Consider the following 22,910-nt stretch of genomic DNA (forward strand, 5'->3'; position numbering starts at 1 on the left):
CCGTGAGCGCGTTGCGGCAGCTGGCATCGTCGGGGCCGGGGGGGCGGGGTTTCCCACCTCGGTCAAACTGGCAGCCAGTGCCGACATCTATCTGGTCAATTGTGCCGAGTGCGAACCCATGCTCAAGGTGGATCAGCAGTTGGCCGCCCGTGACGCGGCCACCCTGTTGCGCGGTTTGCGCTACGGGATGATCGCCACGGGCGCGAAAGAGGGGATCATTGCACTCAAGGCAAAATACCATGAGGCCATTGCCGCACTGACCCCCCTGTTGCCCGAGGATGTGCGACTGCATGTGCTGGAGGATATCTATCCTGCAGGGGATGAGGTCATTACCATCTGGCTTGCGACCGGTCGCCGGGTGCCTCCCGCTGCGCTGCCGCTGGATGTTGGTGTGGTGGTCAACAATGTGCAAACCCTGATCAATGTGGCGATGGCCGTGGATGAGGATCTGCCGGTTACCCAGCGCACATTGACCGTCAATGGCATGGTGCAACGGCCGATGACGGTGACTGTGCCATTGGGTACCCCGCTGCGCGAGGTGCTGGCGTTGGCTGGTGGTACAACCCGGGATGAGGTTGCCTTTATCGATGGCGGTCCCATGATGGGCAAGCTGCTTGCGTCGCTGGATAACCCGGTGACCAAGACGACGGGGGGGCTACTGGTGTTGCCCCGCGATCACCTGTTGATCCGGCGCCGTACGCGCAGTGACGAGGCGCACATGAGAGTGGCGCGAACGGTATGCGAACAGTGCGGGCTATGCACCGAACTGTGTCCTCGTCATCTCATCGGGCATGAACTTCCTCCGCACCTGATCGTGCGCGCCGTCAACTACCGCCATGCGGGGCCCACCCCCGATACCGTCCTCGCCGCCCTGACGTGCTCCGAATGTGGAGTATGTGAAGCGTACGCCTGTCCGGTTGATATATCCCCCTTGCACCTGAATCGCATGCTCAAACAGGAGTTGCGGGCCAAAGGTCTGCGTTATCAGGGCGAGTTGCGGGAGGTCGACCCAATGGCCCGTCAGCGCCTGGTGCCCGTATCCAGACTCATCACCCGCCTTGGCCTCGATCCGTTCAATCACAAGGCACCGTTCGAGCAGACACAATTCCTGCCACAAGAGGTGAAGCTGCTGCTACGTCAACATATCGGTGTGGCAGCGATCCCCTGTGTCACGGTGGGCGAACGGGTAGGCAAAGGGCAGCTTATTGCCACCGTGCCCGAGAACAAGCTGGGGGCACAGTTACACGCCAGTGTGGAGGGCATCATCGCCGCGCTGGATGACACCGCCATCACCATAAAGAGAATGGATAACAGATGCAGCACCATGCCATTACCCTGATAGAGCTGAACAGCATTGCCAAAGGGATTGAAACCGCTGACGCCATGCTAAAGAGCGCCGAAGTGACCTTGTTGGCCGCCAAGTCTATTTGCCCGGGCAAATTTATTGTGCTGGTAGGGGGCGATGTGGCGGCTATCGAGCAGGCGTCAGCCAGTGGCCAGCGATGTGCCAGCCATCTGCTGGTTGATCACTTTACCATTGCCAACCTTCACCCTGATGTGCTGCCAGCCATCAGTGGCGTGACCAAGGTGGATGACATCAGCGCGGTGGGGGTGCTGGAGACTTACAGTGTTGCCGCGTGTATTGCCGCCGCTGATCTGGCTGCCAAAACCGCCAGTGTCACCCTGATCCGCATCCACCTTGCTTTTGGGATCGGCGGGAAGTGTTACTTCGTCCTCTGTGGTGATGTGGCCGCAGTGGAGAGCGCCATGGCGGCAGCTGCGGGCCAGACCGGTGAAAAAGGTCTGCTGGTCTACCAAACAGTGATCCCGCGCCCAGACCCGGCACTGCTCACGGCATTAATCTGAGCGGCCTGCTTCCTTGTCAGAAAAAGCCTCCGAGAATGAAGGGAAATATGATGTCAGCCAGACCGAAACAACAGGGCCCATTGCATCGCTTATGCCACGAGGGGTTGCTGGATAGTCGATGCGTCGATCAATTGGGGGCGGAGGTCGGCGTCAATATCTACGAAACACATGACAGCTTTGAGCAAGCCTGCGCGATTACAGCTTGGCAGCAACTCTATGATCAGTTGTCGCCAGGGGATTTTAGTGGCCAGCTCAGGGAGTTGTGGCTTGATCAACTGCAGTGTTTTGAGGAGTACACCAATCGGGCGCTTCGCCAATCATGTATTGTCTGGCCGGGCGCCTACTGGTTTGGCGTCCCGATCCCCAACCAGCCAAATGCGGCATGCGAGGGCTCTCATCTGGAGGACAATCTGATCGCTATCAGTCGGGGGGGAGCCGAATTTGAGCTGACTACCCCGGATGATTTTCACATTATGGGGCTGGTTATTCCTCACGACGAATTGACCGCATATGCGAACACCACCCTGGATGGTGGATTGCCAGAGACCCTGGGTTGCGAATCTCGGTTGCAAGTAGATCCACTGCGCAAACAGCGGTTTATTCGGCACCAACGGACACTGCTTAACGAAGCCGAGCGCTGTAAATTGGGGCCTGCAGATGTCACCGCCTATCGTTTCATGCGCCATGAGCTACAAGATAGCCTCATCGACATGCTGACCAGTGCGACGCCGGCCCCCAGACCGCAACGCAGCCGACATCAGCACTGGCGAGTTGTGCGTCAGGCTCGGGATTTTGCCATGGGGCACCCTGATGAGCCGTTGGGGGTGGCTGATCTGTGCCAGTACCTTGGCGTCAGTCGCCGGACGCTGCAGAATATTTTTCAGAACACGCTGGGGATATGCCCCCTCACGTATCTGAAAAGTCTGCGCTTGAATGCCGTCAGGCGCGAGCTTCTCAGCCCCGAATCCCGTTACCACGCGATCCAGGATGCCGCGTCAGCCTGGGGCTTTTGGCACATGAGTCAGTTTGCCGTTGACTACGGTAAACTGTTTGGCGAAAAACCCTCGGCAACCCTGCTACGGCGCAGCGGCTTGTCCGCCACGCATCCCCGAGTCGTCACCCGCAGATCGACCGATATGGCCTGCAACGCAATGCCGAGCTGTTGAATACACATTTACCCCGGATAACCCAAGGTGTCAGGAAGAGAAGAGTGACCGCGTTTGCTAGTAGCGCTTTTGCTGGGATAAAAAAACACCGGCTGGAAGCCGGTGTCTGATGAAAATAGCTTGGCCCGGATAGTGAAAGATGATTGTTATTAACTTCCTTCACAATTAAGCGTCGTATTTTATATTCTTATTTGTTTTGTTGTCATTAACGGACAATATTTAGCGCGATCTCAGGATCCGGTTCGTGGGTGATCCGGTTACGCAGGTCACGACGGATAATTTCAATCGACCAGAACCAGACCAGATGGCCAACGATCTCGGATACGTGCTCGTACCAAGGCAGTGCACCCAGTGGGGGAGTCAGGCCCATCAGCGGGAATGAAATCATGTGCACAAACAATTGCGCCAGAGCACCCGCCAGCAAACCTTGCATGAATTTAATTTTTGGGAAACGTTCTGCAACAACGCAATAACCAACGGCAAACACAATTGAGAAAATAATATGTGTTACGCCAACCCAGTTAAATGCATGACCCGCAAAGGTGTATACCGCGGCATTGGGATCGGCAATCCCCAGCCAGTCACGCAAGAATACATAAGGCGGATTCAGGAAATTGCGTGAGCAATCAATCTGATCGGCGGCACGGATCAATGATTCCGGGGAGCAGGCTGCAGTGAAGATATCAGCTGGACTGCGTGGTGGGAGCGGATGTTCGGCACCCCATTTGACAAAGGCGGAGACAATACCGGCAATCAAACCAATAAATGCAGCCAACCCGTAGCGTCGACGCGCCGGGGGCGTTTGTTCAAAAATACTCATTTGTTTTCCTATTAAATGTATTCTCAATATAGCAAACAAATGGTATCACTCGATACATAATTTGGCAAAATGAAATTGCAAAAGCGTGACAGAGAGTATTGAATTTTCAAAAAAACGTTTTTCTGCGAATTTTAAACATCGGTTAGGGTGCTTTTATTATATTTTTTGCATATTCAGCCGGAGCATCACCCCCTTAATCCTCTAATTTATTATTTTGTTGATACCTATAATATGCGGCCCGGTTTGCCAAGTATTTGGCGTTACCAGAGCCGCATCGCTATGTACAAATGAACAATGAACAGGGTACTGATGAGAAGAGTACCGATGAGCAGAGTACCGATGAACCGGGGGCTTATTTGGCGTCTTGTTGGTCGCGCGATGGCGATGCCTGCGTCTGGTGTTGGCCAAACCAGGCCAGCGAGTGACCCAGGGTCACCACGGAACCCACAATAATCAGTGCCGGGCTGGCAACATCGTTAGCCAGATCGGGCAGAGAGGCCAGCGTCCCGTAGATGACGCGCTGGGATGGCAGGGTTCCCTGTTCAATCAGGGCGACCGGTGTATCCGGTTGCATACCGGCCTGGATCAGCTGCTCCCTGATCAAGGGGCATTGCGACAGGCCCATATAAAACACCAGGGTCTGTGCCTTATCCGCCAGTGATTGCCAGTCAAGGGTGAGCGCACCCGCTCTGCCGTGAATGCTGACAAAGCGAACACTCTGGGCATGGTCACGATGGGTTAGTGGAATACCGGCATAAGCGGCACAGCCACTGGCGGCGGTGATCCCGGGAATGACCTGAAAGCTGATGCCACTCTCTGCCAGTGTTTCGAGCTCTTCCCCTCCGCGCCCGAAAATAAACGGATCGCCCCCCTTCAGACGAACCACCTTGTGGCCCTTGCTGGCTTCTTCCATAAGCCACTGGTTGATCTCTTCCTGTGGCACGCTGTGATGGCTGCGCTCCTTGCCGACAAATAGCTGGCGAGCATCGCGACGTACCAGCGCCAGTATCTCGCGGGAGACCAGCCGGTCGTAGATCACCACATCGGCTTGCTGGAGATGACGTAGTGCATGCAGCGTCAGCAAGCCCGGATCGCCGGGACCCGCGCCAACCAGCACCACTTCGCCCTGTGCGGCAGGCGATGCCGACAGCAGTTGTCGGGCGAGGGTTTCGGCTTGTGCCTCATCACCGCGGGCCAGAGCCTGTCCCAGCCGGTCGGCCCCGAGTAGCCGCTCCCAGAAGTGGCGCCGCTGCGCCGCTGGCAAGGTGGCTTTTACCCGCTCGCGCCAGCGACCGGCAAATTGGGCGATGTGGCCAAGGTGATGGGGCAGCAAGGCTTCAAGCTGTTCACGCAGCAGGCGTGCCAGCACGGGGGCATTGCCTGCGCTGGAAATGGCTATTTGCAGCGGCGAGCGATCGACGATGGAGGGCATCACCACGCTCGAGAGTTCGGGGTCATCGACCACGTTGCAAAACAGATGGCGCGCTGAGGCCTCATCAAAGACCTGTTGATTCACCTCGCGCTGATTGGTTGCGGCAATCACCAGCCAGACGTTGTCCAGATGGTGGGGGGCAAAAGGCTCTTCAAGCCAGCTCAATGTATGATCCACAGCGAGCTGGTGCAGGGCAGGACACAGGTCAGGGGCAACCAGAGTGATCTGCGCGCCAGCGTCAAGCAACAGGCGGGCCTTGCGCTCGGCAACCACACCACCTCCCACCAGTAGCACTGCTTTATTGGTCAGACGGCAAAACAGGGGCAAGCAATCCATGGGATCTCCTCGGGATAGGGTGGGTCAGGGTTGAACGCATTGCCCGTTCGTGCTCAGGTACAGGCCCACTTTGCAAAACAGCCATAACGCGTGGTGATCAATAGGGGGCATTACGCCGGTCTCGGCAGCACCACCCGGTTATCCTCCATGCGGCCCATCCGCTGTACCATGCTGCAGGCCGCATCAATAAAGGGCATTGCCATGGCGGCGCCACTGCCTTCGCCAAGGCGCAGCTCCAGATGGATGAAGGGTTTGAGATCGAGATGTGCCAATGCCAGCTGAGAGCCTTTCTCGGCGGAGTGGTGGGATGGCACCAGATAGGCACGCACGCCAGGGGCAATACGGCACGCCACCAGAGCACAGGCATAGGAGAGGAAGCCATCGAGCACCAGTGGTACGCCCGCGGCGGCAGCCCCCAGCATCACCCCGGTCATGCCGACCAGCTCGAAGCCGCTGATCTTGGCCAGTACATCGAGACCATCGTTCGCGACAGGGCGGTTGATCGCAATTGCCTTGCGTACCACCGCCACCTTGTGATGCAAGCGGTCGCTGGGGAAGTTGGCACCCAGACCCACCACCTGCTCGGGGGTGGCCCCCGTCATCACGCTCACCATGGCGGCGGCAGGGGTGGTGTTGCCCATGCCCAGTTCACCCACCCCCAGTACGCGGATGCCACTGGCGACCTGATCCATGGCATAGCGGGCACTGGTAAGCAGCAGCTGCTCGGCATCTGTGCGACTCATGGCGGGCCCCTTGGCGATGTTGGCGCAGCCCCGGGCTATTTTCAGGCTCGGCACATTGGGCAGAGGGTCGCAGTCGATACCGATATCCACAATCTGGACCCTGACCCCACAGGCGGCCGCCACGGCGCATACGCCGGTTTTGCCACGGGTCATATTGAGTGCCTGACTGGCGGTCACCTCGCGTGGCGTCACGGCAATCCCCTCGTCAAAGACGCCGTGATCGGCCGCCATCACGATGATCTCTTTGGGGCCCGGCTGGATATCGTGGGTGCGGTAAATGCCAGCCAGCTGGACGGCCAGATCCTCCAGACGACCCAGACTCCCCACCGGTTTGAACAGCCCGTCGACGTGGTGACGGGCCTGGTGCATGGCCGACTCATCCAGGGGCCGGATCTGGCTGATCAGATGCGCTAACGTCAGCATTGTATTACTCTCCCATGGTGCAAAATTGGGGGCGGGCCCCGTCAAATCTGTGACCCATTCAGTTAACCCTGCCGCCAGCGCGAAGTGGCAACATGCGTCCCGCGCTGGCGGCATACCTCAACACAACATCAGCAAAAACCACACTTCAAACAGTTCATTGCCAGCGCCAATGGTGTCACCGGTTTGGCCGCCCAGACGTGATACCACAAAGCGCCGGTAAGCGAAGGCGAACAGTGCGGTCAGCCCGAATGCCAGCGCCGCACGGCCACCGCCCAGCAACAGAACCAGGATCAGCCCCGTCAACAGCGTGAGCGCGCATTGTTGTCCACTTACTTTGCCGATAAAGGTATTGCCAAGCCCCTGTTCACGGGCATAACGCTGATTGTGCATCAGCAGCACCATCAGGGTGCGTCCGGCAACGGGGGCTGCGATCAGCATGGCTAACAGATGGCCGCTGCCCTGCTCGCCAAGGTGGATGACCGCCAACAGCCGAAACAGCACCGCCAGCAATAACGCCAGCGCCCCGTTGGTACCGAGACGGCTGTCTTTCATGATCTCGAGCATTTGCTCCCGCCGCCGCGCGGAAAAGAGGCCATCACAGGTATCGGCCAGCCCGTCGAGATGAAATGCGCCGGTCACCAGTGCCAGTGCCAGCAGGTAACAGGCCGATGCCAGCAGTGGATCAAATAGCCAGCTCCCCAGTGCATAGGCGGCTGCACCGAATACACCCACCGTCAAACCCAGCAGGGGAAACCAGATCACCCCTTCATGGATGCGAGAGAAATCAAACCCGGCGGTCCAGCGCGCGGGCACCGGTATGCGGGTCATGAACTGCAAAATGACCAGATAAGCTGTCATGACACCCCCTTGATCTTCATGTCGATCCCCGAGATCACCAGCCATACCTCTGTGGCGTTGGCGGCAAGGCGCTGGTTGATGCGGCCGGCGATATCGCGAAAACGACGAGCCAGCAGATGCTCGGGCACGATGCCAAATCCCACCTCGTTGGTGACCAGATAGAGTGGGGCAGGGCAATCTGCCGCCGCTTGCATCAAGGCATCTATCTGTTGCTCGATGTAGGTTTCGATGGCGGCAAAATCCATCTGTTCGGGGGGCGTGTCACCGGCGTGAGCAAACATCAGGTTGGTCATGAGGGTGGTGATGCACTCGAGCATGATGGCGTCGTGTTGCGCCCCTTGTGTGCGCAGCACTTCACCCAGTCCGGTAAATCCCTCATGGGTGGACCAGGTGGCGGGGCGACTGGCGCGATGGTGGGCGATGCGATCGGCCATCTCGTCATCGGTAACCAGCGAGGTGGCGATATAGAGCACGCGTTCGCCGTGGCGCGCAGCCATCCGCTCGGCCAGACCGCTTTTGCCGCTGCGGGCTCCGCCGGTGATCAGGATCATAGGGGTTCTCCGGTGCAGCGATGTGTGCCAATGGCTGGCAACTCACTGCGCTTGATAATGTGATAGATGGCGCTCATGTCGAGGTGCTGGCGCATGGCGGCGGCCAGCTGGTCGAATTGCGTCTGTTTAAACGCGCGATAATCGAAGGGGTCACCAGCCAGCGGGGCCAGCCCCTTGCGCTCGCGCAAGCTGTTGAGCAGGGTACGGGTAAAGAGCGGGGCGTCAAAAATACCATGGATATAGGTGCCCGCCACCAATCCATCCTGACTGATTGCCCCCTCTTCAATCGCTACTGTCTCGCGGTTGCGCCGGGCAAGGCGGGTAAAGGGGGTCACCCCCGCAGCGCGCACTGTCTCACCCATATGGATTTCATAGCCCTCAACCGTCATACCCGCACAGGCAGCGAGCAGGCCATGACTATCGGGCATGATGGTGGCACTGACCTGGGTCGTCACCTTCTCGCGGGCAAACACAGTTTCGCATGCCAACAAACCGAGACCGGCCATCTGGTCGATGCCGGACTCCACGCCATCGATCAGCCGTTGCCCCAGCATCTGGAAGCCACCGCAGATCCCGATCACCGGCACGCCGTCGCCATGGGCGGCAATGATCCCAGCGCTTAGCTTGCTCTGGTTGAGAAAGGTCAGATCCCCCAGGGTATTCTTGCTGCCGGGCAGGATCACCAAATCGGGCGAGCCCAGTTCGGTGGGCGAATCTACATAGCGCAAATTGACATCCGGCTGGGCGGCCAGCGCGTTGAAATCGGTGAAGTTGGAGATATGCGGCACCCGAATAACCACCACATCGAGATCCCGCGCTTCCCCCTGGCGGTATTTCTGGTTGCCCGGTTGCAACGCCACCCCGTCCTCATCTTCCAGCGTGAGCGGCAGATAGGGCATGACCCCGAGCACGGGGACCGAGGTGATGTCCTCAATCTGGCGAATGCCTGGCATCAGGAGCGCCACATCACCACGGAATTTGTTGATGATGACCCCCTTGATCCGCGCCCGTTCGTCCGGGGGCAACAGCGCCAGGGTGCCGTAAATGGAGGCAAATACGCCGCCGCGATCGATATCGGCAATCAGGATAACCGGGGCATCAATGAGGTTGGCCATCCCCATGTTGACAATGTCTCGCTCGCGTAAGTTGATCTCGGCCGGGCTGCCAGCCCCTTCTAGCACAATCACATCCTGCTCATGCGCCAGCGAGCCATATACGTCGGCAATTTGCGCCTGCAGGCGGGGTTTGAAATCGTGATAGGTCATGGCATCCATATCGCACAAGACGCGTCCCATCAGGATCACCTGTGACTTGCGATCCGAGGTGGGTTTGAGCAGGACCGGATTCATCCGTACATCGGGGGCGATGCCTGCGGCTTCGGCCTGAAAGATCTGGGCGCGGCCCATCTCGTCACCGCTGGCGGTAATGCCGGAGTTGAGCGCCATGTTTTGCGCCTTGAACGGTGCAACCTTGTAGCCATCCTGCGCCAGGATCCGGCACAGCCCGGCCACCAGTACACTCTTGCCGACATCAGATGCCGTGCCTTGGAGCATGACACTGAGGGTCATACCGCCTCCTTCTGTTTGCTTGCATGGGGATAGTGAGCGGGGGAGGCAGCAGCAAAGAACGCCTGCTCGCTCTCGTAAAGGGGATAGCCCAGCTCGGTATGGAGTCGCACCAGCCAGGGCTGCACTAGCCCGGCTTGCTCGAGCATGGCGGGGTTGAGAAACACCTCGCGCCGACCGCCTTCGGCCAGTAGCCGCCCCTGACTCAGGACGTAGAGGTAATCACACACCTCATAGATAAAATCGATGTCATGGCTGGAGACCACCACGCGCCGACCGGACTCGCTGATGCGCTTGATCAGCGCCATCATCTGGCGGCGTCCGGCCGGATCGAGCCCGGCGGTCGGCTCATCCAGCAGCAACATATCTGCCTCCAGCACCAGCGCTCCGGCGATGGCGACCCGCTTCTTCTGGCCGTGACTCAGATATTGCACCGGCATCGACTTGAGGGCGTTGCCATCGACCAGCGCCAACGCCTGCTCTGTCCGGCTGGCAATGAGGGACTCCTCCATGCCGAGATTGCGCAGGGAAAAAGCGATGTCACTGGCGACATCGGTATAGAAAATTTGTTGGTCCGGATCCTGAAACACCATGGAGACGCGCTGGCGCAGTTCGCGCAGCGCCTGTTTGCCATAAGCGAGCGGAGTGCCTTGCCAGCGTACCTCGCCCGACCGGGGTTTGAGGATCCCGAGCAAGGTCATGAACAGGGTGGATTTGCCACAGCCATTGGCGCCGAGGATCGCGGTCACCTGGCCCCGGGAAAAATCGAGGTCCAGCCCGTGCAACACCGGCACATCGCGCTGATATCCGACCGATAACGCGTGGGTAGAGAGGCTCATAAATGGAATTCTCCGGTAAACAGCTTCACATCCAGGGTTGTTTCCATTTGGGCGTAGCGGTCCATCACCCGCGCCAGCAGCATGCCCACCAGCATCGCCAGTGAACGGTAACCGTTGCCCGGCGAGCTGTAGCCAAAGCGCAGGGTTTGCGCCTGGTGGATCGCCATGGCCTCTTCAATCAGGATGAAGATGAACCGGTAGGTCAGCAGGATCTGTTCAAGCAGCAGCTTGGGCAGATGACACCGCTTGAGCAAGCCAATCAGCTGATTGAAGGGTGTCGTCAACACGAAAAGATAGGTGGCGGCCAGAGCGGCCAGACTGCGCCAGAGGGTGTGCCAGGCCGTCGCTATCCCGACCGGATCGGGCCCAATCACCAGGGGCCCGAGGGTCAGGGAGTGGGGCACTGGCACAGCCGGTGCCCAGGCTATCGAGAAGACAATCCCGAGCAGCCCAAACAGCAAGAAGAACAGCGGGACCATCAGCCAGCGCAGATAACGCCACAGGCTCACCTTGAGCAGGTAGCAGGTGAGCAGCACCATCCCCGCCAGCAGCCCCATCTGGGCTAATGGCGGGCAGCTGAACGCCAGCACCAGCAACACCACATAGAGCCACGCCTTGCGGTGTGGCGCGACGTGCCGCCAGCGACTCTGGTAGGCCAGCTTATCGATGATCAGCATCGGTTATCTGCTCTTGCGCTCTTGAGCCTGCTCGTGCTCGCGAGCGCGCTTGCCATTATAAAAGCCGAAAATGTAGAAGATCACTGCGGTGCCGAGTGCCCCCTGCAGGGTAAACAGCAGGCTTTCAATTTCGCTACTGGCAGGCTCGAACAGCGGCTCGAACCAGGGTTGATAATCGGGGGCCAGCTGGCTGATAACGCCTTCTGCCTGATCATCCGAGCCACTGAACTCTGCGCCCCGGGTGATAAAAAACGGCACGATACACAACGCAACAACCAACAGTAACAGGCTAAGGGTCTTGTTCATATCAATGTCCTTGGGCTGGGATAATGTGACGTTTGGTCAACTGGTCATAGATGAGGACGGTGAGGAACCCCTCGGCAATGGCGATGGGCACCTGCGTCAGACAGAAGATCCCGAGGAACTTCGCCGAGGCACCCATGATGCCGCTCTGCGGATCGGGAAACGCCAGGCCGAGCTGGAACGAGGTGACCGCGTAGGTAAACAGATCCGCCGCAAAGGCGCAGAGGAACACCGCCACATCGCGGCGCAGGTTGAGCCGGTTGGCCACGACCCACACCAGATAACCCACCAAAGGACCCAGTACCGCCATCGACATGCCGTTGGCACCGAGGGTGGTCAGGCCGCCGTGAGCCAACAGCAGCGCCTGGAACAGCAGCGCGATGCCGCCGAGTACCGAGACAATGCGAAATCCGAACAGAATAATGGCCAGACCGACTCCGGTCGGGTGGGAGCAGCTGCCGGTCACCGACGGCATCTTGAGGGCCGACAGCACGAAGATGAAGGCGGCACACAACGCCAGCAGCACCTTCTGGTTGCTATCTTCGCGAACGATCTCCCCTAGCTGGCGAGCGCCGATGATGAGGAAGGGGATAAACACCACCCACCAGGAGAGCGCCCAGTAGGGGGGCAGGAAGCCCTCCATAATGTGCATCGCCATGGCGGGTGCTGGCAGGATCGCCAGCGCGATGGCCCAGGGGATCCCCCAGGTCAGTGCGGTTTTCGTGGTACAGCGTTTCATAGAACCTCCTTGGTAGTGGAATTCGATGTGGCACTCAACCAGGCCCGGTTGACCACAATGGTTGAAAAGTAGGGGAGGGCGACCTCATTGCCGAGATCCCCCAGCGAGCGGAAGCACTGTTCATTGGGCAGCGAGGCTTCGGCCATCAGCAGGGCGTGGGGCAACAGTTCCAGCCGATCCAGCAGATCGCGCACCTTGGCAAAGCGGCCGTAGACTTTCATCAGCACCACGCAGCTGTGCTGGCGCAGCGCTTGTTCCAGTTCCGCCTCGGGGGCGGTGCAGGAGACCACCGCCATGCTCTGTTGCTCCATGGCAAGGGGGAAGATGGCCCGTGCCGCGATCGCGGCAAACGAGGTCACGCCGGGGATCACTTCCAGCTGCACCCGTCCTTGCAGCCGTTTGAGCAGAAAGACCCAGGTGCTGAACAGCATGGCATCGCCCAGGGTGACAAAGCCGACCTGGCGACCGGCTGCCACCTCTTGGGCCATCTCCTCGGCCACCTCATCCCACACCTGCTCTTTTTCGTCATCGTGGGTACTCATCGGGAAGTGGCGCTCGCGCACCTCCACCTGTTCGCCCAGATATTCGCGCACGATGGAGAGCGCCAGACTATCGCCACCGCGCCGACCGGCCGGGGCGTAGAGCAGATCCAGCTGACCAAGCAGGCGGGCCGCCCTGACCGTGATCAGGTCACTGCTGCCAGGGCCGGTGCCGATGGCATAGAGTTTTCCGTTCATCAGGCTACCTCCTCCTGGCGTTGTGATGCCGCCTGCAGATGTTCGACAAACATCTGTTGTACCAGCGGGTTTTCACCCAGGCCCTGCAACCATGGCTCGGCGGCGATCCCCGCGTTGGCCAGCTGGGTTTTCCAGGAGTCCTCCTCTTCCGAGGCCATGTCATTGATGGCGTGATCGCCGGCTACCAGCATCAGGGGCATCAGATGGACGCGGCGCACCTCGTCGCGCTTGAGGCGGGAAATCACGGTCTCAATCTCGGGGTAGCTCTCAACGGCGCCGACTAGCAGCGGCAAGTCGCGGCTCATCAGCATGTGGTCTAGACAGGCATAGGCCGCAAAGGTGTGGTGGGTGGCGCCGTGGCCCATGAAGACCACCCGCTCGTCCGGGGCAAGTTGCGGTGCCTGCGCTTGCATGGCGTCGATCAGCTGTTCGAAATCATGATGACAACTGAGCAGGGGCAAGCCGAGTTCGAGCTTGTTAAAGCGATCGCGGAAGGCCTCGACCTGGGTGGCGATTTTTCCGAACTCGTCACCGTTGATAACGTGCAGGGACTGGACCAGCACATCCTCATAGCCAGCGGCAGCCAGCTCGGTGAGCGCCTGTTGGGGGTTGCAGATATGCAGGCCGTCACGGTTGGCCAGTTTGCGAATGATCATCTCCGAGGTGAAGGCACGAAACAGGGGACGATCGGGAAAGGCGGCCGCAAGGCGCTGTTCACAGGCGACAATATTTTTTTCACAGGTATCCGGGTAACTGGTACCAAAGCTGATAACTAGCAAGGCTTTCTTCATTCTTCACTCCCTCCGTGGCTCGCGGCCAGGCAGGTTTTCAGTGCATCGGGGGTGTGGATGACCACGCCCGACAGATGGGGGTGTGGGGTTGCGGGGCGACGGATCACAATGCAGGGAATGCCCAGTTCAATGCAGGGGCGCACCTTCTCCTGATAGCCGCCCTCGGTGCCCGACTCTTTGGTGATCACCAAATCGGCCTGACAGGCGCGATAGATGGCTCGGTTAAGTTCGGCATCAAAGGGACCTTTCATGGCGATGACCTGCTCGACGCCCAAGCCGAGCGCCTCGCACTCATGGAGCACGGTGGCGGTAGGCAATACCCGCGCAATCAGGTGTTTGTCGGATAGCGCCTGCCGGTAGTGCGCCAGATCCTTGCTGCCGGTGGTGAGCAGCACGCGCTCGCCCAGCGGACGTGCCGCCACGCAGGCTGCGTCGGTGTTATCGACCACGGTGAGCAGGGGATGGCGGATGGAGTCCAGCTCGCTTGGTCGCTCGAAGCGCAGCAGCCGGATGCCCAGCGTCTGACAGGCGGCCTGAATATTGGCGCGCAGCGCGACAGCATAAGGGTGCGCGGCATCGATGACTTGCCGGACCTTTGCGGCGGCAAGCCAGCGGGTCATGGCCTGTTCATCCATGCGACCGACGTGGATCTGGCCGCCGATATCACCAGCCAGTTCACGTCCGGTATCTGTTGCCACCGAGACGCTGTAATCCAGTTGCAGTTCATCGAGCACGGCGCACAAGGCCCGTGCGTCGCTGGTTCCGCCAAACAGATGGATCGCCGCCACGCTTACTCTCCGTCGTCGCCGGACGATACGTCATAACCGCGCGGGGTGATCATCAGGCCATCCTGCATATAGGTGCTCTGGTTGCCGACGATCACCAGGCTGGTCATATCCACCGGTTCAAAATCGAACTCGGCAAAGGTGGTCAGCCATTTTTCCTGCTTCTTGCGACCCGCCGCCTTGACCACGCCGACCGGGGTGGTCGGGGCAATATGGGGGGCCATCAGTTCAAAGGCGCGCGCCAGATGATCGGCTCTGCCCCGGCTGCGCGGGTTATAGAAACAGATGACAAAATCGGCCTGTGCCGCTGCCACGATCCGCTTCTCGATCACCGGCCAGGGGGTGAGCAGATCGCTCAGGCTGATATGACAGAAATCGTGCATCAGTGGTGCACCGAGCAAGGCCGCCGCGGCAATGCTGGCCGTCATGCCGGGAATGAGGCGTACCTCCACATCGATCTGCTGTCGGGTAACCAACTCCAGTACCAGACCGGCCATGCCATAGATACCGGCGTCACCGCTGCTGATCAGTGCCACCTTGCGGCCCGCCTGCGCCAGCTCGATCGCGGCCTGACAGCGCTCAATCTCCTTGCACATGCCCGTTTTGATCACCTCCTTGTCACCGGTTAATCCCTTGACCAGGTGGGTATAGGTCTTGTAACCGACGATCACCTCGGCCTCTTTCAGGGCATCCAGCGCTTCAAGGGTCATGGTGGCTTCGCTGCCGGGGCCAATTCCGATCACATACAACATCAGTGGGCTACTCCCAGGGTAATGGTCACCCCCTGCTCGCGCAGGGTATCTCCGACCAGATGGCCATTGCTCATCAACCAGGCAACCGGTTGCGATACCGCCCCGACTCCGGTGGTTTGCCGAACAAAGTCCGATTGAGGAAAACGGTGCTCGTGCTCACGCAGCGAGCTTGCCGCAAACAGATTGAAGGGGACCCGGTACTCATCCGAAAGCTGCTGCAGCGCGGGTTCGTCGCCCTTGAGCGCTATGCTGCCGATGGCCTTGAGTGCTAACGGGTCGAGTTGATTCGTCGCAAACTGCCGGTGCAACAGCTCCGTCAACAGTGACAATGAGGTGCCGCGTCGACAGCCGATCCCGGCCACGATCCGCCGTGGCACCAGCTTGTAAACCGGCAGCGGCAGCGCGGGCAGGGCGCTTTGCAGCGTCACGCAAACCAGCGCATCAAGATTGGCGGGCAGGGCCGCGAGTGATGTCACCGGGATAAATCCGCGGGTGTCACACTGCTCAACCGGCCAGCGGGCATCGGCTGGCAGTGCGTCATGATCCCAACACAGCCCGACCCGTCCGCCACACACCAGCAGATGGTTGACCCGTTTCACCGCATGGCGAAAATCGTGGAGGGTCGCATCCAGCTGTACCGCCAGGGTATCGAGGGCCGCCAGCTGGTTGACGTCGGTGGCGGTGGTGATGACGGGATCGGCCTCCAGCACCCCCGCCAGATAGCGGGTTAGGGCGTTGGCGCCCCCGACATGTCCCGAGAGCAGGCTGATGACATGCTGGCCCCGCTCGTCGATCACGATCACCGCCGGGTCGGTCAGCTTGTCTTTGAGCAGCGGCGCAATCACGCGCACCGTGATGCCGGTGGCACCGATCACAATCAGCGCGCTATGGCTATCAAATGCTTGGGCAACGCTATTGGCAAAGGTGCCGTCAAAGGGCTCGAAACCTGCTTCCAGCAAGGATTCACTGCAGTAGCAGGTCAGTGTCAGATGGTCCCGCAGCCGACGGGCCAGGCGGATGCCGCCCGGCGTCAGGCAGAACAGGGCGATCGACTCAGGCGCGGCGATATTCATGGCTAAAACCGGCGTCATAGAGTTTTGAGTAGTGGTACTCGTCGCCGAGAAACGCGCCGACCAGGATCAATGCCGTTTTGCGGATCCCGGCGGCGCGCACTTCACCGGCAATATCCGCCAGCGTGCCGCGCAGGATTTGGCAGTCAGGCCAGGTAGCCTTGTAGACCACGGCCACCGGGGTGCTGGCAGGATAACCGCCCTCGATCAGCTGTTCGGTCACCTCATTGATCTCCTTGACCGAGAGGAAGATCGCCATCGAGGTCTGGTGCGCGGCAAAGGCGCGCAGTGATTCGCGCTCGGGGACCGGGGTGCGGCCAGCGACCCGGGTGATCACCAGACTCTGGGAGATCTCCGGTACCGTGTATTCGATCCCCAGCTCGGAGGCAGCCCCGAGGAACGAGCTGACCCCCGGCACCGAACGAAAGCCGATCCCCAGTTTTGCCAGCTCTTCACCCTGTTCGCGAATTGAACCATAGAGCGACAGATCGCCGGTTTGCAGCCGCACCACCAGCTTGCCCGCCGCCACGCCGCCAGCCATCAGATCGATGATCTGGCCAAGGCTCAGCTCGGCGCTGTCATGGCAGGCGGCCTCGGGCTTGCAGTAGTCGAGCAGGGCCGGATTGATCAGCGAGCCCGCGTAGATCACCACGTCGGCCTGTCCCAGCAGGTGATGCCCCTTGAGGGTAATGAGCTCCGGATCGCCGGGACCTGCGCCGACAAAATAGATCAGGGACGGGTCAAATTGTGCAGTCATCAACAACCTCCTCAATGCCAGCAGAAGAGACAAGGGCTCGCTGGCAAGCAATGACAAAAACGGGATTATTCGGCTTGAAATACTCCCCCTCGCCAAGCGAGGTCAGTTGGGAGATCTGGAGCTGGGTACACTCAGGGGCCGTCACCTCACATTGGCGCAGGTGCGCCAGTGCCGTGGTCAGATTGCCCTGCAGGATAAAGCTCATCACCAGCTGTCCGCCCGGTTGCAGGCGAGCCAGCGACCAGTCGATCAGCTCGCACAGATTGCCGCCGCTGCCGCCGATAAAAATGGCGTCAGCCATGACCTCCAGCGGGCAGGGGGCGTAGGCATCGATGATGGTGAGCTGGTCACGGCAGCCAAGGCGATCGGCATTGTTGGCAATCAGTTCAAGGGCCGCCGGATTCTTCTCGATGGCGATGACGGACAGGGCGGGATGACGCAAGGCCGCTTCGATGGCGACGCTGCCGCTGCCAGCACCGATATCCACCATGCAGCGGGCACCTTGCAGGGCCAGGCGATCGAGGATCACCAGCCGCACATCCTGCTTGGTCATGGGCACGCGCTCGGCGCGCAGGAATTCACTGTCCTTCATCGAGGATCACCACTACGTTCATGGCATATTGCGCGGCGACCTCACCGGGGCGCAGGCAATGAATGCGTTCATCGGGATAGGAGAGGTTCTCCCCTATATAGAGGGTGCGGTTCAGGCCGCGCTTGAGCAGTTCATCGGCAATCTGGCGCGGGCCGATCAGTTGGTCGGTCACCATGGCGACCTTGCTGTGGGCAAACAGAAAATCAAAGTCGGGCTGCTTGCCGTGGCTGCTGGTGACGTAGAGATCGTTCATGTCGAGCCCGATCCGCGCAAAGAGGTACTGTACCGAACTAATGCCGGGCACGATTTGCCACTGGGTTGGCGGCAGGCTCGCTGCAATGCGTTTGCCAATGCCAAACAGCAGGGGATCGCCGGAGGCGAGCACCACCACCTGATGGGCCTGCATCTGCTGCAGCCACACGATAAATCGATCCAGATCGCGGCCGATGGGGTACTTGGTTGCCGTTGCGTCGTCAAACTCTGCCAGCGCGCGTGGCCAACCGGCCAGATAGTCGGCCTCGGCAATCAGCTTCTTCGCCGCGCAGGTCAGGTACTGGTTATCCCCCGGGCCAATGCCCACCACGCTGATCATCGCAATGCCTCTGCAATCTCGGGTAGTGGGCGGCTCATGCCGAGCGGCTCGTTATCCAGTGAAAAGAGCACCACATCGCAGCCAAAGGGGGCGGGGGAGTAGCGCAGCATCTCGTGCACCCGGGCGACCGCCCGGCAGGCGATGGCGTCGTACACCGCGCTGTAACCGGCCAGATCGACCAGCTCCTTTGCTGCCTCGGTAGTGAGGCAGTCATAGACCTCCCGCAGCAAGCTGTGTGGCGCACCCAGCAGCGCCAGCTGGGTGACCAATGTCTCCATGCGGGCATCTGCGATATGGCTGTGGGTATGAAAGACCCCCGCGGCAACCTTGATCAGCTTGCCGAGGTGACCGGCCAGCAGTACATGACGAAACGCCAGTCGCTCAGCCTCTTGCAGCATGTAGCCGACAAAGTTGCTCATGGTGATCACGGGGGCCGCGACCCCGGCCAGATGGGCGGCGACAAAGCGCTCGCCATGATTGCCCGGCACCAGGATGACGCTGTCGTGCCCCTCGGCACGGCACTGCTCCAGCTCGATGGCCAGCGAGCGTTTCCAGCTCTCCTCCGACATCGGGGTGACGATGCCGGTGGTGCCGATGATCGAGATACCCCCTTTAATGCCGAGCCGACCGTTGTAGGTGCGTTGTGCCCGCACCACGCCTTCCGGCGCAAAGATCACCACATCGGCGCCCCGTTGCGGGCCGAGCACCTCCCGTACCGCCGCCTCAATGGTCTGGCGCGGGGTGCGGTTGATGGCCGGGTCGCCAATGGGCAGCCCGATGCCGGTACGGGTGACCCGGCCAACCCCTTCACCCCCCTCGAGGGTAATCTGGTTGTCGGTGCGCAGGGTGACGCGGGCATAGATCAGCATGCCATGAGTGGCATCCACATCGTCGCCCCCATCCTTGCGGATCGCCGCGCTGGCCTCCACCCCGTGGATCAGCGGCTGCTCCACGTTGAGCTGCAGGGTGACGCCGGAAGGGGTCACGATAGAGACCTGATGGATCAGCTGCTGACGAAGTACCATCAGGGCTGCCACCTTGGCGGCCGCCGTTGCACATGAGCCTGTGGTATACCCCTTGCGATAGGCTTTGCCCTTGTGCCAGACCGTATCGTCTGCGCAGCCTGTTGGCCCCAGCGAAGAGCCCGGCTGCTCGCTCATGACGCGGCCTTTGGCAGGTGGTAGAGGATCGCATTGATGATGGCGGCGGCCACATTGCTGCCCCCTTTGCGGCCAAGGGCGGCGATGTGGGGGAGTGCGCTCTCGGCCAGCGCCTGCTTGGATTCGGCAGCACCGACAAAGCCCACCGGGACACCGATGACCGGGCAGCTGCGCGCCGGTTCTTCCTGACACAACTCCAGCAAGCGGAATAGGGCGGTCGGGGCATTGCCAAACACAAACAGCTTGGGGCCGGGCTGGCTCATCGCCAGATCCACCGCCGCCATCGAGCGGGTGATCCCTCTGCTGCGGGCCATCTCGGCTACCTCTGGCTGCGCGATGAAGCAGTGAATTTGACAACCCAGCTCGGCCAGACGGCTCTTGTTGATGCCAGAGAGGGCCATGGTGGTGTCGGTATAGAGGGTGGCTCCGGCGCGCAGGGCGGTTTCTATGCTGGTGAGCGCATCATCCGAGAAGTGCAGAATGTCGAGCCAGTCAAAATCGGCGGTGGTGTGGATGGCGCGCTTGATAATTTTTTCATGCAGCTCGCTGGCAAAGCGGTAATCAGGGCGCTCGGCGGCGATGATCTCCCCGATGATGACAAAGCTCTCCTGCTCAATTTGCTGCGGCTGGGTGAGATAGTTCATACGACAAACTCCTTGAACACAAACGCGGCCACGGCAAACAGGCAGAAGGCCAACATGGATGAGAGATACATAAGGCGTACCGTGGTGAGGATATCGGCCGGCGCCAGTGGTCGCTCTTCCTCGCCCAACCAGGGTTTCTCCACCAGGGCGCCAAAGTAGTAGCTGGGGCCGCCCAGCCGCACGCCAAGGGCACCGGCGACGGTGGCTTCCGACCAGCCGCTGTTGGGGCTCTTGTGTTGATAGCGATCGCGCCAGCCAAGGCACAGTGCACTGCGCCCACGCAGCCCCAGCAAGGCGGCCGCCAGCGACAGCAGCAGCCAGCCAAGGCGGGCCGGGATCAGGTTGGCCAGATCATCCATGCGCGCCGAGACGCAGCCGATGGCACGGTACTTTTCATTGCGATAACCCACCATGGAGTCGAGGGTATTGACTGCCTTGTAGGCCATGGCCAGTGGCGCACCACCGATAAAGAGCCAGAACAGGGGGGCAATGACGCCGTCCACGGTATTTTCAGCCACGGTCTCGACCACGGCTCGGCCGACCTGGGTACTGTCGAGTGAGGCGGTGTCGCGACCGACAATGTATGAGAGCTGGCGGCGACTCTCTTCAATCGAGCCACTTTGCAGCGCGCGGTAGACCGCCATGGCGGCATCGCGCAAGCAGCGGGCGGCCAGAATGGTGTAGGTCAGCCAGACGGTGGCGGCCAGCCCGAGCCAGGGGTGAATGGCGGTCAGCAGGGCAATCAGCCCCCAGGTGACGAGATAGGTGATGCCAACGGTCGCTACCCAGAGCAGGGCCCCGGCACCATAGAGCGCTCTTTCGCTGTGGCAGTGACGGCGCAGCCAGTTTTGCAGCAGGCAGATCAACTGACCAATCCAGCGGATGGGGTGTGGCCAGTGGGGCGGATCCCCCAGCATCAGATCGAGCAGGAAGCTTAACCCATACAACAGGGTGGTCATGCGTTGCCCCTCGCCACGTCAATCCAGCGTTTGAGCATCAGCGGCCGCTGTAAAAAGTGAATGTGCAGGTAGCTGGCGAGGGTATTGCCGATCTGAATCCCCCCTTGCCAGCGGGCTTGCACGTCGCCATCACGAACTTTGCAGAGGGTGAAGGCAAACGGATCGTCGCCCGAAAATTCGGAGTAGTGAAACTCGTGTCCCCGCAGGGTGTCGCCAGCCGCGGCCAGCAAGGTGTCGGTTTGCGCCGTCGCCTCGCTGTAACCAAAACGCTTGAGGGATGAGGTCATACAGCTGGTGCCCGATAGCACACCCACCATAGGCCAGCAGGCGCCGTCGCCATCGGTGAGGGCGCGCCCCAGGTACATCAGCCCCCCGCATTCGGCATAGATGGCCACACCACGCTGGTGCGCATCGAGCAAGGCGCTGCGCATGGGGTGGTTGGCCGCGAGCATCTCGCCATACAGTTCGGGGTAGCCGCCTCCCAGATAGATCATCTGGCACTCTGGTAGTTGCTGGTCACGTAGCGGGCTGAAGCGCACGATGCGCACCCCGCACTGTTCGAGCAGCTCAAGATTGTCGGGATAGTAAAAATTGAATGCCTCATCCTCGGCCAGCGCCAGGGTCAAACCGGCACCATAGTGGGCCAGTTCGGCAGGATAGAGCGGGGCAGGAGGGGGGCATGGAGGCAGGCTTGCCAGCATGAGCAGCGCATCCAGATCCACATGTTGCTCCAGGGTATCGGCCAGCCTGTTCCACTGCGCCTCAAGATCCGGGTCACTCGACTCCGTGGCTGTCACCAGACCGAGGTGGCGCGATGGCAAGGTGACCGCTTCTATCACCGGTATCCGCCCCAGCACCGGGACGCCGGTGTAGCGTTCAATAGCCTGTTTCAGGAGCTGATAGTGGCTGTCGCTGTTGACCCGGTTGACGATGACCCCGGCCAGTCGCAGTTGGGGATCAAACTGGCGAAAGCCCAGCACCATGGCGGCCGCCGAGGTGGAAACGGCCTTGCCATCCACCACCAGGATCACCGGACAATCGAGTGCGCGAGCAATGCCTGCACTGCTGCAGTAGTGCGGATCCAAACCATAACCGTCAAACAGCCCCATCACTCCCTCAATGACAGCCACATCGGCGTGGGCGGCGTGATGTAAAAAGAGGGCTTTGAGGGATGCATCCGGTAGCATAAAAGCGTCGAGGTTGCGTGAGGCGACACCGCTGACCTGCTGATGCCAACCGGTGTCGATGTAGTCGGGGCCCACTTTGAAGGGCTGTACCCTGAGCCCGCGTCGCGCCAGAGCCCGCAAGAGCCCCAGCGTCAGGGTGGTTTTACCGCAACCACTGCTGGTTGCCCCGATCAAAAATCCTTTCATTTTGCCTGTCCAACCCTACTGCCAAAAAACACAAACCCGACACGCTGGTCGGGTTACGGGTTGTGACGGGCTGTGACTGGCAGCCACAAGCCGCCAATCAGGCACGACAACCCGCTTCCCTCCGAAGGAGTTGATATCAGACAAACAAGTCGGTCTTCTGGCTTAGCGTCATTCTTACCTGTCCCTTCCCAAACCTGTAGTTCAGTGGCACATGACAGGAGCGTCGGCTTCACAGCAGCGGGGGCTGCGGAGGGTTTTCACCTCACTTCCCTGACGGCAATGCCGTCACTTGTTAGTCAAATCAATGATTTGTTTAAATTTTTACAATTCTGTCTGCATGATGCAGTGGCGCTCGAGTCTACCACTTTATGGGTGCCATA

At 60.2% G+C, this 22,910-nt stretch carries 25 protein-coding genes and 1 riboswitch; of the genes, 3 read left to right on the forward strand and 22 right to left on the reverse strand.

The annotated features are described in order from the left end of the window. The 3 genes from ACE1BR_RS09935 to ACE1BR_RS09945 form a co-directional block, all read left to right on the forward strand. A partial coding sequence (locus ACE1BR_RS09935) for a 4Fe-4S dicluster domain-containing protein (protein ID WP_374869813.1) occupies positions 1-1,339 on the forward strand: 1,339 nt, incomplete at its 5' end. Beyond that, a complete protein-coding gene (locus ACE1BR_RS09940; protein ID WP_374869815.1) occupies positions 1,315-1,866 on the forward strand; it encodes a BMC domain-containing protein in 552 nt (183 codons plus the stop codon). The genes ACE1BR_RS09935 and ACE1BR_RS09940, both read left to right, overlap by 25 nt. 50 nt (positions 1,867-1,916) lie before the next feature. Beyond that, positions 1,917-3,032: a helix-turn-helix domain-containing protein gene (locus ACE1BR_RS09945; RefSeq protein ID WP_374869817.1), complete on the forward strand. Its 1,116-nt coding sequence runs from the start codon at positions 1,917-1,919 to the stop codon at positions 3,030-3,032. Positions 3,033-3,237: 205 nt separating this feature from the next. Here the strand turns inward: ACE1BR_RS09945 and ACE1BR_RS09950 are convergent, their stop codons facing one another. From ACE1BR_RS09950 to ACE1BR_RS10055, 22 genes are all read right to left on the reverse strand, one after another. Then, positions 3,238-3,852, reverse strand: a complete 615-nt coding sequence (locus ACE1BR_RS09950) for a YagU family protein (protein ID WP_374869819.1) — start codon at positions 3,850-3,852, stop codon at positions 3,238-3,240. 352 nt (positions 3,853-4,204) lie between these two features. After that, entirely contained in the window at positions 4,205-5,620 is a 1,416-nt protein-coding gene (gene cysG / locus ACE1BR_RS09955) for a siroheme synthase CysG (protein WP_374869821.1), read from the reverse strand. Positions 5,621-5,730: 110 nt separating this feature from the next. Then, the gene (gene cobT, locus ACE1BR_RS09960; RefSeq protein ID WP_374869823.1) at positions 5,731-6,786 is read right to left on the reverse strand and encodes a nicotinate-nucleotide--dimethylbenzimidazole phosphoribosyltransferase; all 1,056 of its coding nucleotides are present in this window, start codon (positions 6,784-6,786) and stop codon (positions 5,731-5,733) included. 117 nt (positions 6,787-6,903) lie between these two features. Then, the gene (cobS, locus tag ACE1BR_RS09965) at positions 6,904-7,644 is read right to left on the reverse strand and encodes an adenosylcobinamide-GDP ribazoletransferase (RefSeq protein ID WP_374869825.1); all 741 of its coding nucleotides are present in this window, start codon (positions 7,642-7,644) and stop codon (positions 6,904-6,906) included. Next, positions 7,641-8,195, reverse strand: coding sequence for a bifunctional adenosylcobinamide kinase/adenosylcobinamide-phosphate guanylyltransferase (gene cobU, locus ACE1BR_RS09970; RefSeq protein WP_374869827.1), 555 nt, complete (start codon positions 8,193-8,195; stop codon positions 7,641-7,643). The genes cobS and cobU overlap by 4 nt, the downstream gene beginning before the upstream one ends. Next, positions 8,192-9,763, reverse strand: coding sequence for a cobyric acid synthase (locus ACE1BR_RS09975; RefSeq protein WP_374869829.1), 1,572 nt, complete (start codon positions 9,761-9,763; stop codon positions 8,192-8,194). Before ACE1BR_RS09975 ends, cobU begins: the two co-directional genes overlap by 4 nt. Beyond that, the gene (locus tag ACE1BR_RS09980; protein ID WP_374869831.1) at positions 9,760-10,599 is read right to left on the reverse strand and encodes an ATP-binding cassette domain-containing protein; all 840 of its coding nucleotides are present in this window, start codon (positions 10,597-10,599) and stop codon (positions 9,760-9,762) included. Before ACE1BR_RS09980 ends, ACE1BR_RS09975 begins: the two co-directional genes overlap by 4 nt. Further along, on the reverse strand, positions 10,596-11,276 hold the full coding sequence (locus ACE1BR_RS09985) for an energy-coupling factor ABC transporter transmembrane protein (RefSeq protein ID WP_374869833.1): 681 nt from the start codon (positions 11,274-11,276) through the stop codon (positions 10,596-10,598). The genes ACE1BR_RS09980 and ACE1BR_RS09985 overlap by 4 nt, the downstream gene beginning before the upstream one ends. 3 nt (positions 11,277-11,279) lie before the next feature. Next, positions 11,280-11,582 (reverse strand): energy-coupling factor ABC transporter substrate-binding protein, encoded by a 303-nt coding sequence (locus tag ACE1BR_RS09990; RefSeq protein ID WP_374869835.1) that lies wholly within the window; start codon positions 11,580-11,582, stop codon positions 11,280-11,282. Position 11,583: 1 nt separating this feature from the next. Further along, positions 11,584-12,318 carry an energy-coupling factor ABC transporter permease gene (locus tag ACE1BR_RS09995; protein ID WP_374869837.1) on the reverse strand — a complete coding sequence of 245 codons (735 nt, stop codon included), beginning with the start codon at positions 12,316-12,318 and terminating at the stop codon, positions 11,584-11,586. After that, positions 12,315-13,055, reverse strand: a complete 741-nt coding sequence (locus tag ACE1BR_RS10000; RefSeq protein WP_374869839.1) for a cobalt-factor II C(20)-methyltransferase — start codon at positions 13,053-13,055, stop codon at positions 12,315-12,317. Before ACE1BR_RS10000 ends, ACE1BR_RS09995 begins: the two co-directional genes overlap by 4 nt. After that, a complete protein-coding gene (locus ACE1BR_RS10005; protein WP_374869841.1) occupies positions 13,055-13,846 on the reverse strand; it encodes a sirohydrochlorin cobaltochelatase in 792 nt (263 codons plus the stop codon). The genes ACE1BR_RS10000 and ACE1BR_RS10005 overlap by 1 nt, the downstream gene beginning before the upstream one ends. Beyond that, positions 13,843-14,634, reverse strand: a complete 792-nt coding sequence (locus ACE1BR_RS10010) for a cobalt-precorrin-6A reductase (RefSeq protein ID WP_374869843.1) — start codon at positions 14,632-14,634, stop codon at positions 13,843-13,845. Before ACE1BR_RS10010 ends, ACE1BR_RS10005 begins: the two co-directional genes overlap by 4 nt. Positions 14,635-14,636: 2 nt before the next feature. Further along, positions 14,637-15,383: a precorrin-3B C(17)-methyltransferase gene (locus ACE1BR_RS10015; protein WP_374869845.1), complete on the reverse strand. Its 747-nt coding sequence runs from the start codon at positions 15,381-15,383 to the stop codon at positions 14,637-14,639. Beyond that, the gene (cbiG, locus tag ACE1BR_RS10020; protein ID WP_374869847.1) at positions 15,383-16,456 is read right to left on the reverse strand and encodes a cobalt-precorrin 5A hydrolase; all 1,074 of its coding nucleotides are present in this window, start codon (positions 16,454-16,456) and stop codon (positions 15,383-15,385) included. The genes ACE1BR_RS10015 and cbiG overlap by 1 nt, the downstream gene beginning before the upstream one ends. Further along, on the reverse strand, positions 16,437-17,210 hold the full coding sequence (locus ACE1BR_RS10025; protein ID WP_374869849.1) for a cobalt-precorrin-4 methyltransferase: 774 nt from the start codon (positions 17,208-17,210) through the stop codon (positions 16,437-16,439). The genes cbiG and ACE1BR_RS10025 overlap by 20 nt, the downstream gene beginning before the upstream one ends. Then, positions 17,194-17,802 (reverse strand): decarboxylating cobalt-precorrin-6B (C(15))-methyltransferase, encoded by a 609-nt coding sequence (locus ACE1BR_RS10030; RefSeq protein WP_374869851.1) that lies wholly within the window; start codon positions 17,800-17,802, stop codon positions 17,194-17,196. The genes ACE1BR_RS10025 and ACE1BR_RS10030 overlap by 17 nt, the downstream gene beginning before the upstream one ends. Beyond that, complete coding sequence (locus ACE1BR_RS10035) at positions 17,789-18,394, reverse strand: cobalt-precorrin-7 (C(5))-methyltransferase (protein ID WP_374869853.1); 606 nt, start codon at positions 18,392-18,394, stop codon at positions 17,789-17,791. Before ACE1BR_RS10035 ends, ACE1BR_RS10030 begins: the two co-directional genes overlap by 14 nt. Continuing rightward, positions 18,391-19,554, reverse strand: coding sequence for a cobalt-precorrin-5B (C(1))-methyltransferase CbiD (gene cbiD, locus ACE1BR_RS10040; RefSeq protein WP_374869855.1), 1,164 nt, complete (start codon positions 19,552-19,554; stop codon positions 18,391-18,393). The genes ACE1BR_RS10035 and cbiD overlap by 4 nt, the downstream gene beginning before the upstream one ends. Further along, the gene (locus tag ACE1BR_RS10045) at positions 19,551-20,198 is read right to left on the reverse strand and encodes a cobalt-precorrin-8 methylmutase (RefSeq protein ID WP_374869857.1); all 648 of its coding nucleotides are present in this window, start codon (positions 20,196-20,198) and stop codon (positions 19,551-19,553) included. Before ACE1BR_RS10045 ends, cbiD begins: the two co-directional genes overlap by 4 nt. Further along, complete coding sequence (cbiB, locus tag ACE1BR_RS10050; RefSeq protein WP_374869859.1) at positions 20,195-21,157, reverse strand: adenosylcobinamide-phosphate synthase CbiB; 963 nt, start codon at positions 21,155-21,157, stop codon at positions 20,195-20,197. Before cbiB ends, ACE1BR_RS10045 begins: the two co-directional genes overlap by 4 nt. Beyond that, the gene (locus ACE1BR_RS10055; protein ID WP_374869861.1) at positions 21,154-22,530 is read right to left on the reverse strand and encodes a cobyrinate a,c-diamide synthase; all 1,377 of its coding nucleotides are present in this window, start codon (positions 22,528-22,530) and stop codon (positions 21,154-21,156) included. The genes cbiB and ACE1BR_RS10055 overlap by 4 nt, the downstream gene beginning before the upstream one ends. Before the next feature lie 129 nt (positions 22,531-22,659). Continuing rightward, positions 22,660-22,838: riboswitch (cobalamin riboswitch) on the reverse strand. Positions 22,839-22,910 lie beyond the last annotated feature (72 nt).

Source organism: Aeromonas sp. MdU4 (genome assembly GCF_041929505.1).
Taxonomy (GTDB): domain Bacteria; phylum Pseudomonadota; class Gammaproteobacteria; order Enterobacterales; family Aeromonadaceae; genus Aeromonas.

Coding starts and splice junctions, on each gene's coding strand:
- ACE1BR_RS09940 (WP_374869815.1), top strand. CDS start 1,315: ATGCAGCACCATGCCATTACCCTGATAGAGCTGAACAGCATTGCCAAA.
- ACE1BR_RS09945 (WP_374869817.1), top strand. CDS start 1,917: ATGTCAGCCAGACCGAAACAACAGGGCCCATTGCATCGCTTATGCCAC.
- ACE1BR_RS09950 (WP_374869819.1), bottom strand. CDS start 3,852: ATGAGTATTTTTGAACAAACGCCCCCGGCGCGTCGACGCTACGGGTTG.
- cysG (WP_374869821.1), bottom strand. CDS start 5,620: ATGGATTGCTTGCCCCTGTTTTGCCGTCTGACCAATAAAGCAGTGCTA.
- cobT (WP_374869823.1), bottom strand. CDS start 6,786: ATGCTGACGTTAGCGCATCTGATCAGCCAGATCCGGCCCCTGGATGAG.
- cobS (WP_374869825.1), bottom strand. CDS start 7,644: ATGACAGCTTATCTGGTCATTTTGCAGTTCATGACCCGCATACCGGTG.
- cobU (WP_374869827.1), bottom strand. CDS start 8,195: ATGATCCTGATCACCGGCGGAGCCCGCAGCGGCAAAAGCGGTCTGGCC.
- ACE1BR_RS09975 (WP_374869829.1), bottom strand. CDS start 9,763: ATGACCCTCAGTGTCATGCTCCAAGGCACGGCATCTGATGTCGGCAAG.
- ACE1BR_RS09980 (WP_374869831.1), bottom strand. CDS start 10,599: ATGAGCCTCTCTACCCACGCGTTATCGGTCGGATATCAGCGCGATGTG.
- ACE1BR_RS09985 (WP_374869833.1), bottom strand. CDS start 11,276: ATGCTGATCATCGATAAGCTGGCCTACCAGAGTCGCTGGCGGCACGTC.
- ACE1BR_RS09990 (WP_374869835.1), bottom strand. CDS start 11,582: ATGAACAAGACCCTTAGCCTGTTACTGTTGGTTGTTGCGTTGTGTATC.
- ACE1BR_RS09995 (WP_374869837.1), bottom strand. CDS start 12,318: ATGAAACGCTGTACCACGAAAACCGCACTGACCTGGGGGATCCCCTGG.
- ACE1BR_RS10000 (WP_374869839.1), bottom strand. CDS start 13,055: ATGAACGGAAAACTCTATGCCATCGGCACCGGCCCTGGCAGCAGTGAC.
- ACE1BR_RS10005 (WP_374869841.1), bottom strand. CDS start 13,846: ATGAAGAAAGCCTTGCTAGTTATCAGCTTTGGTACCAGTTACCCGGAT.
- ACE1BR_RS10015 (WP_374869845.1), bottom strand. CDS start 15,383: ATGTTGTATGTGATCGGAATTGGCCCCGGCAGCGAAGCCACCATGACC.
- cbiG (WP_374869847.1), bottom strand. CDS start 16,456: ATGAATATCGCCGCGCCTGAGTCGATCGCCCTGTTCTGCCTGACGCCG.
- ACE1BR_RS10025 (WP_374869849.1), bottom strand. CDS start 17,210: ATGACTGCACAATTTGACCCGTCCCTGATCTATTTTGTCGGCGCAGGT.
- ACE1BR_RS10030 (WP_374869851.1), bottom strand. CDS start 17,802: ATGAAGGACAGTGAATTCCTGCGCGCCGAGCGCGTGCCCATGACCAAG.
- ACE1BR_RS10035 (WP_374869853.1), bottom strand. CDS start 18,394: ATGATCAGCGTGGTGGGCATTGGCCCGGGGGATAACCAGTACCTGACC.
- cbiD (WP_374869855.1), bottom strand. CDS start 19,554: ATGAGCGAGCAGCCGGGCTCTTCGCTGGGGCCAACAGGCTGCGCAGAC.
- ACE1BR_RS10045 (WP_374869857.1), bottom strand. CDS start 20,198: ATGAACTATCTCACCCAGCCGCAGCAAATTGAGCAGGAGAGCTTTGTC.
- cbiB (WP_374869859.1), bottom strand. CDS start 21,157: ATGACCACCCTGTTGTATGGGTTAAGCTTCCTGCTCGATCTGATGCTG.
- ACE1BR_RS10055 (WP_374869861.1), bottom strand. CDS start 22,530: ATGAAAGGATTTTTGATCGGGGCAACCAGCAGTGGTTGCGGTAAAACC.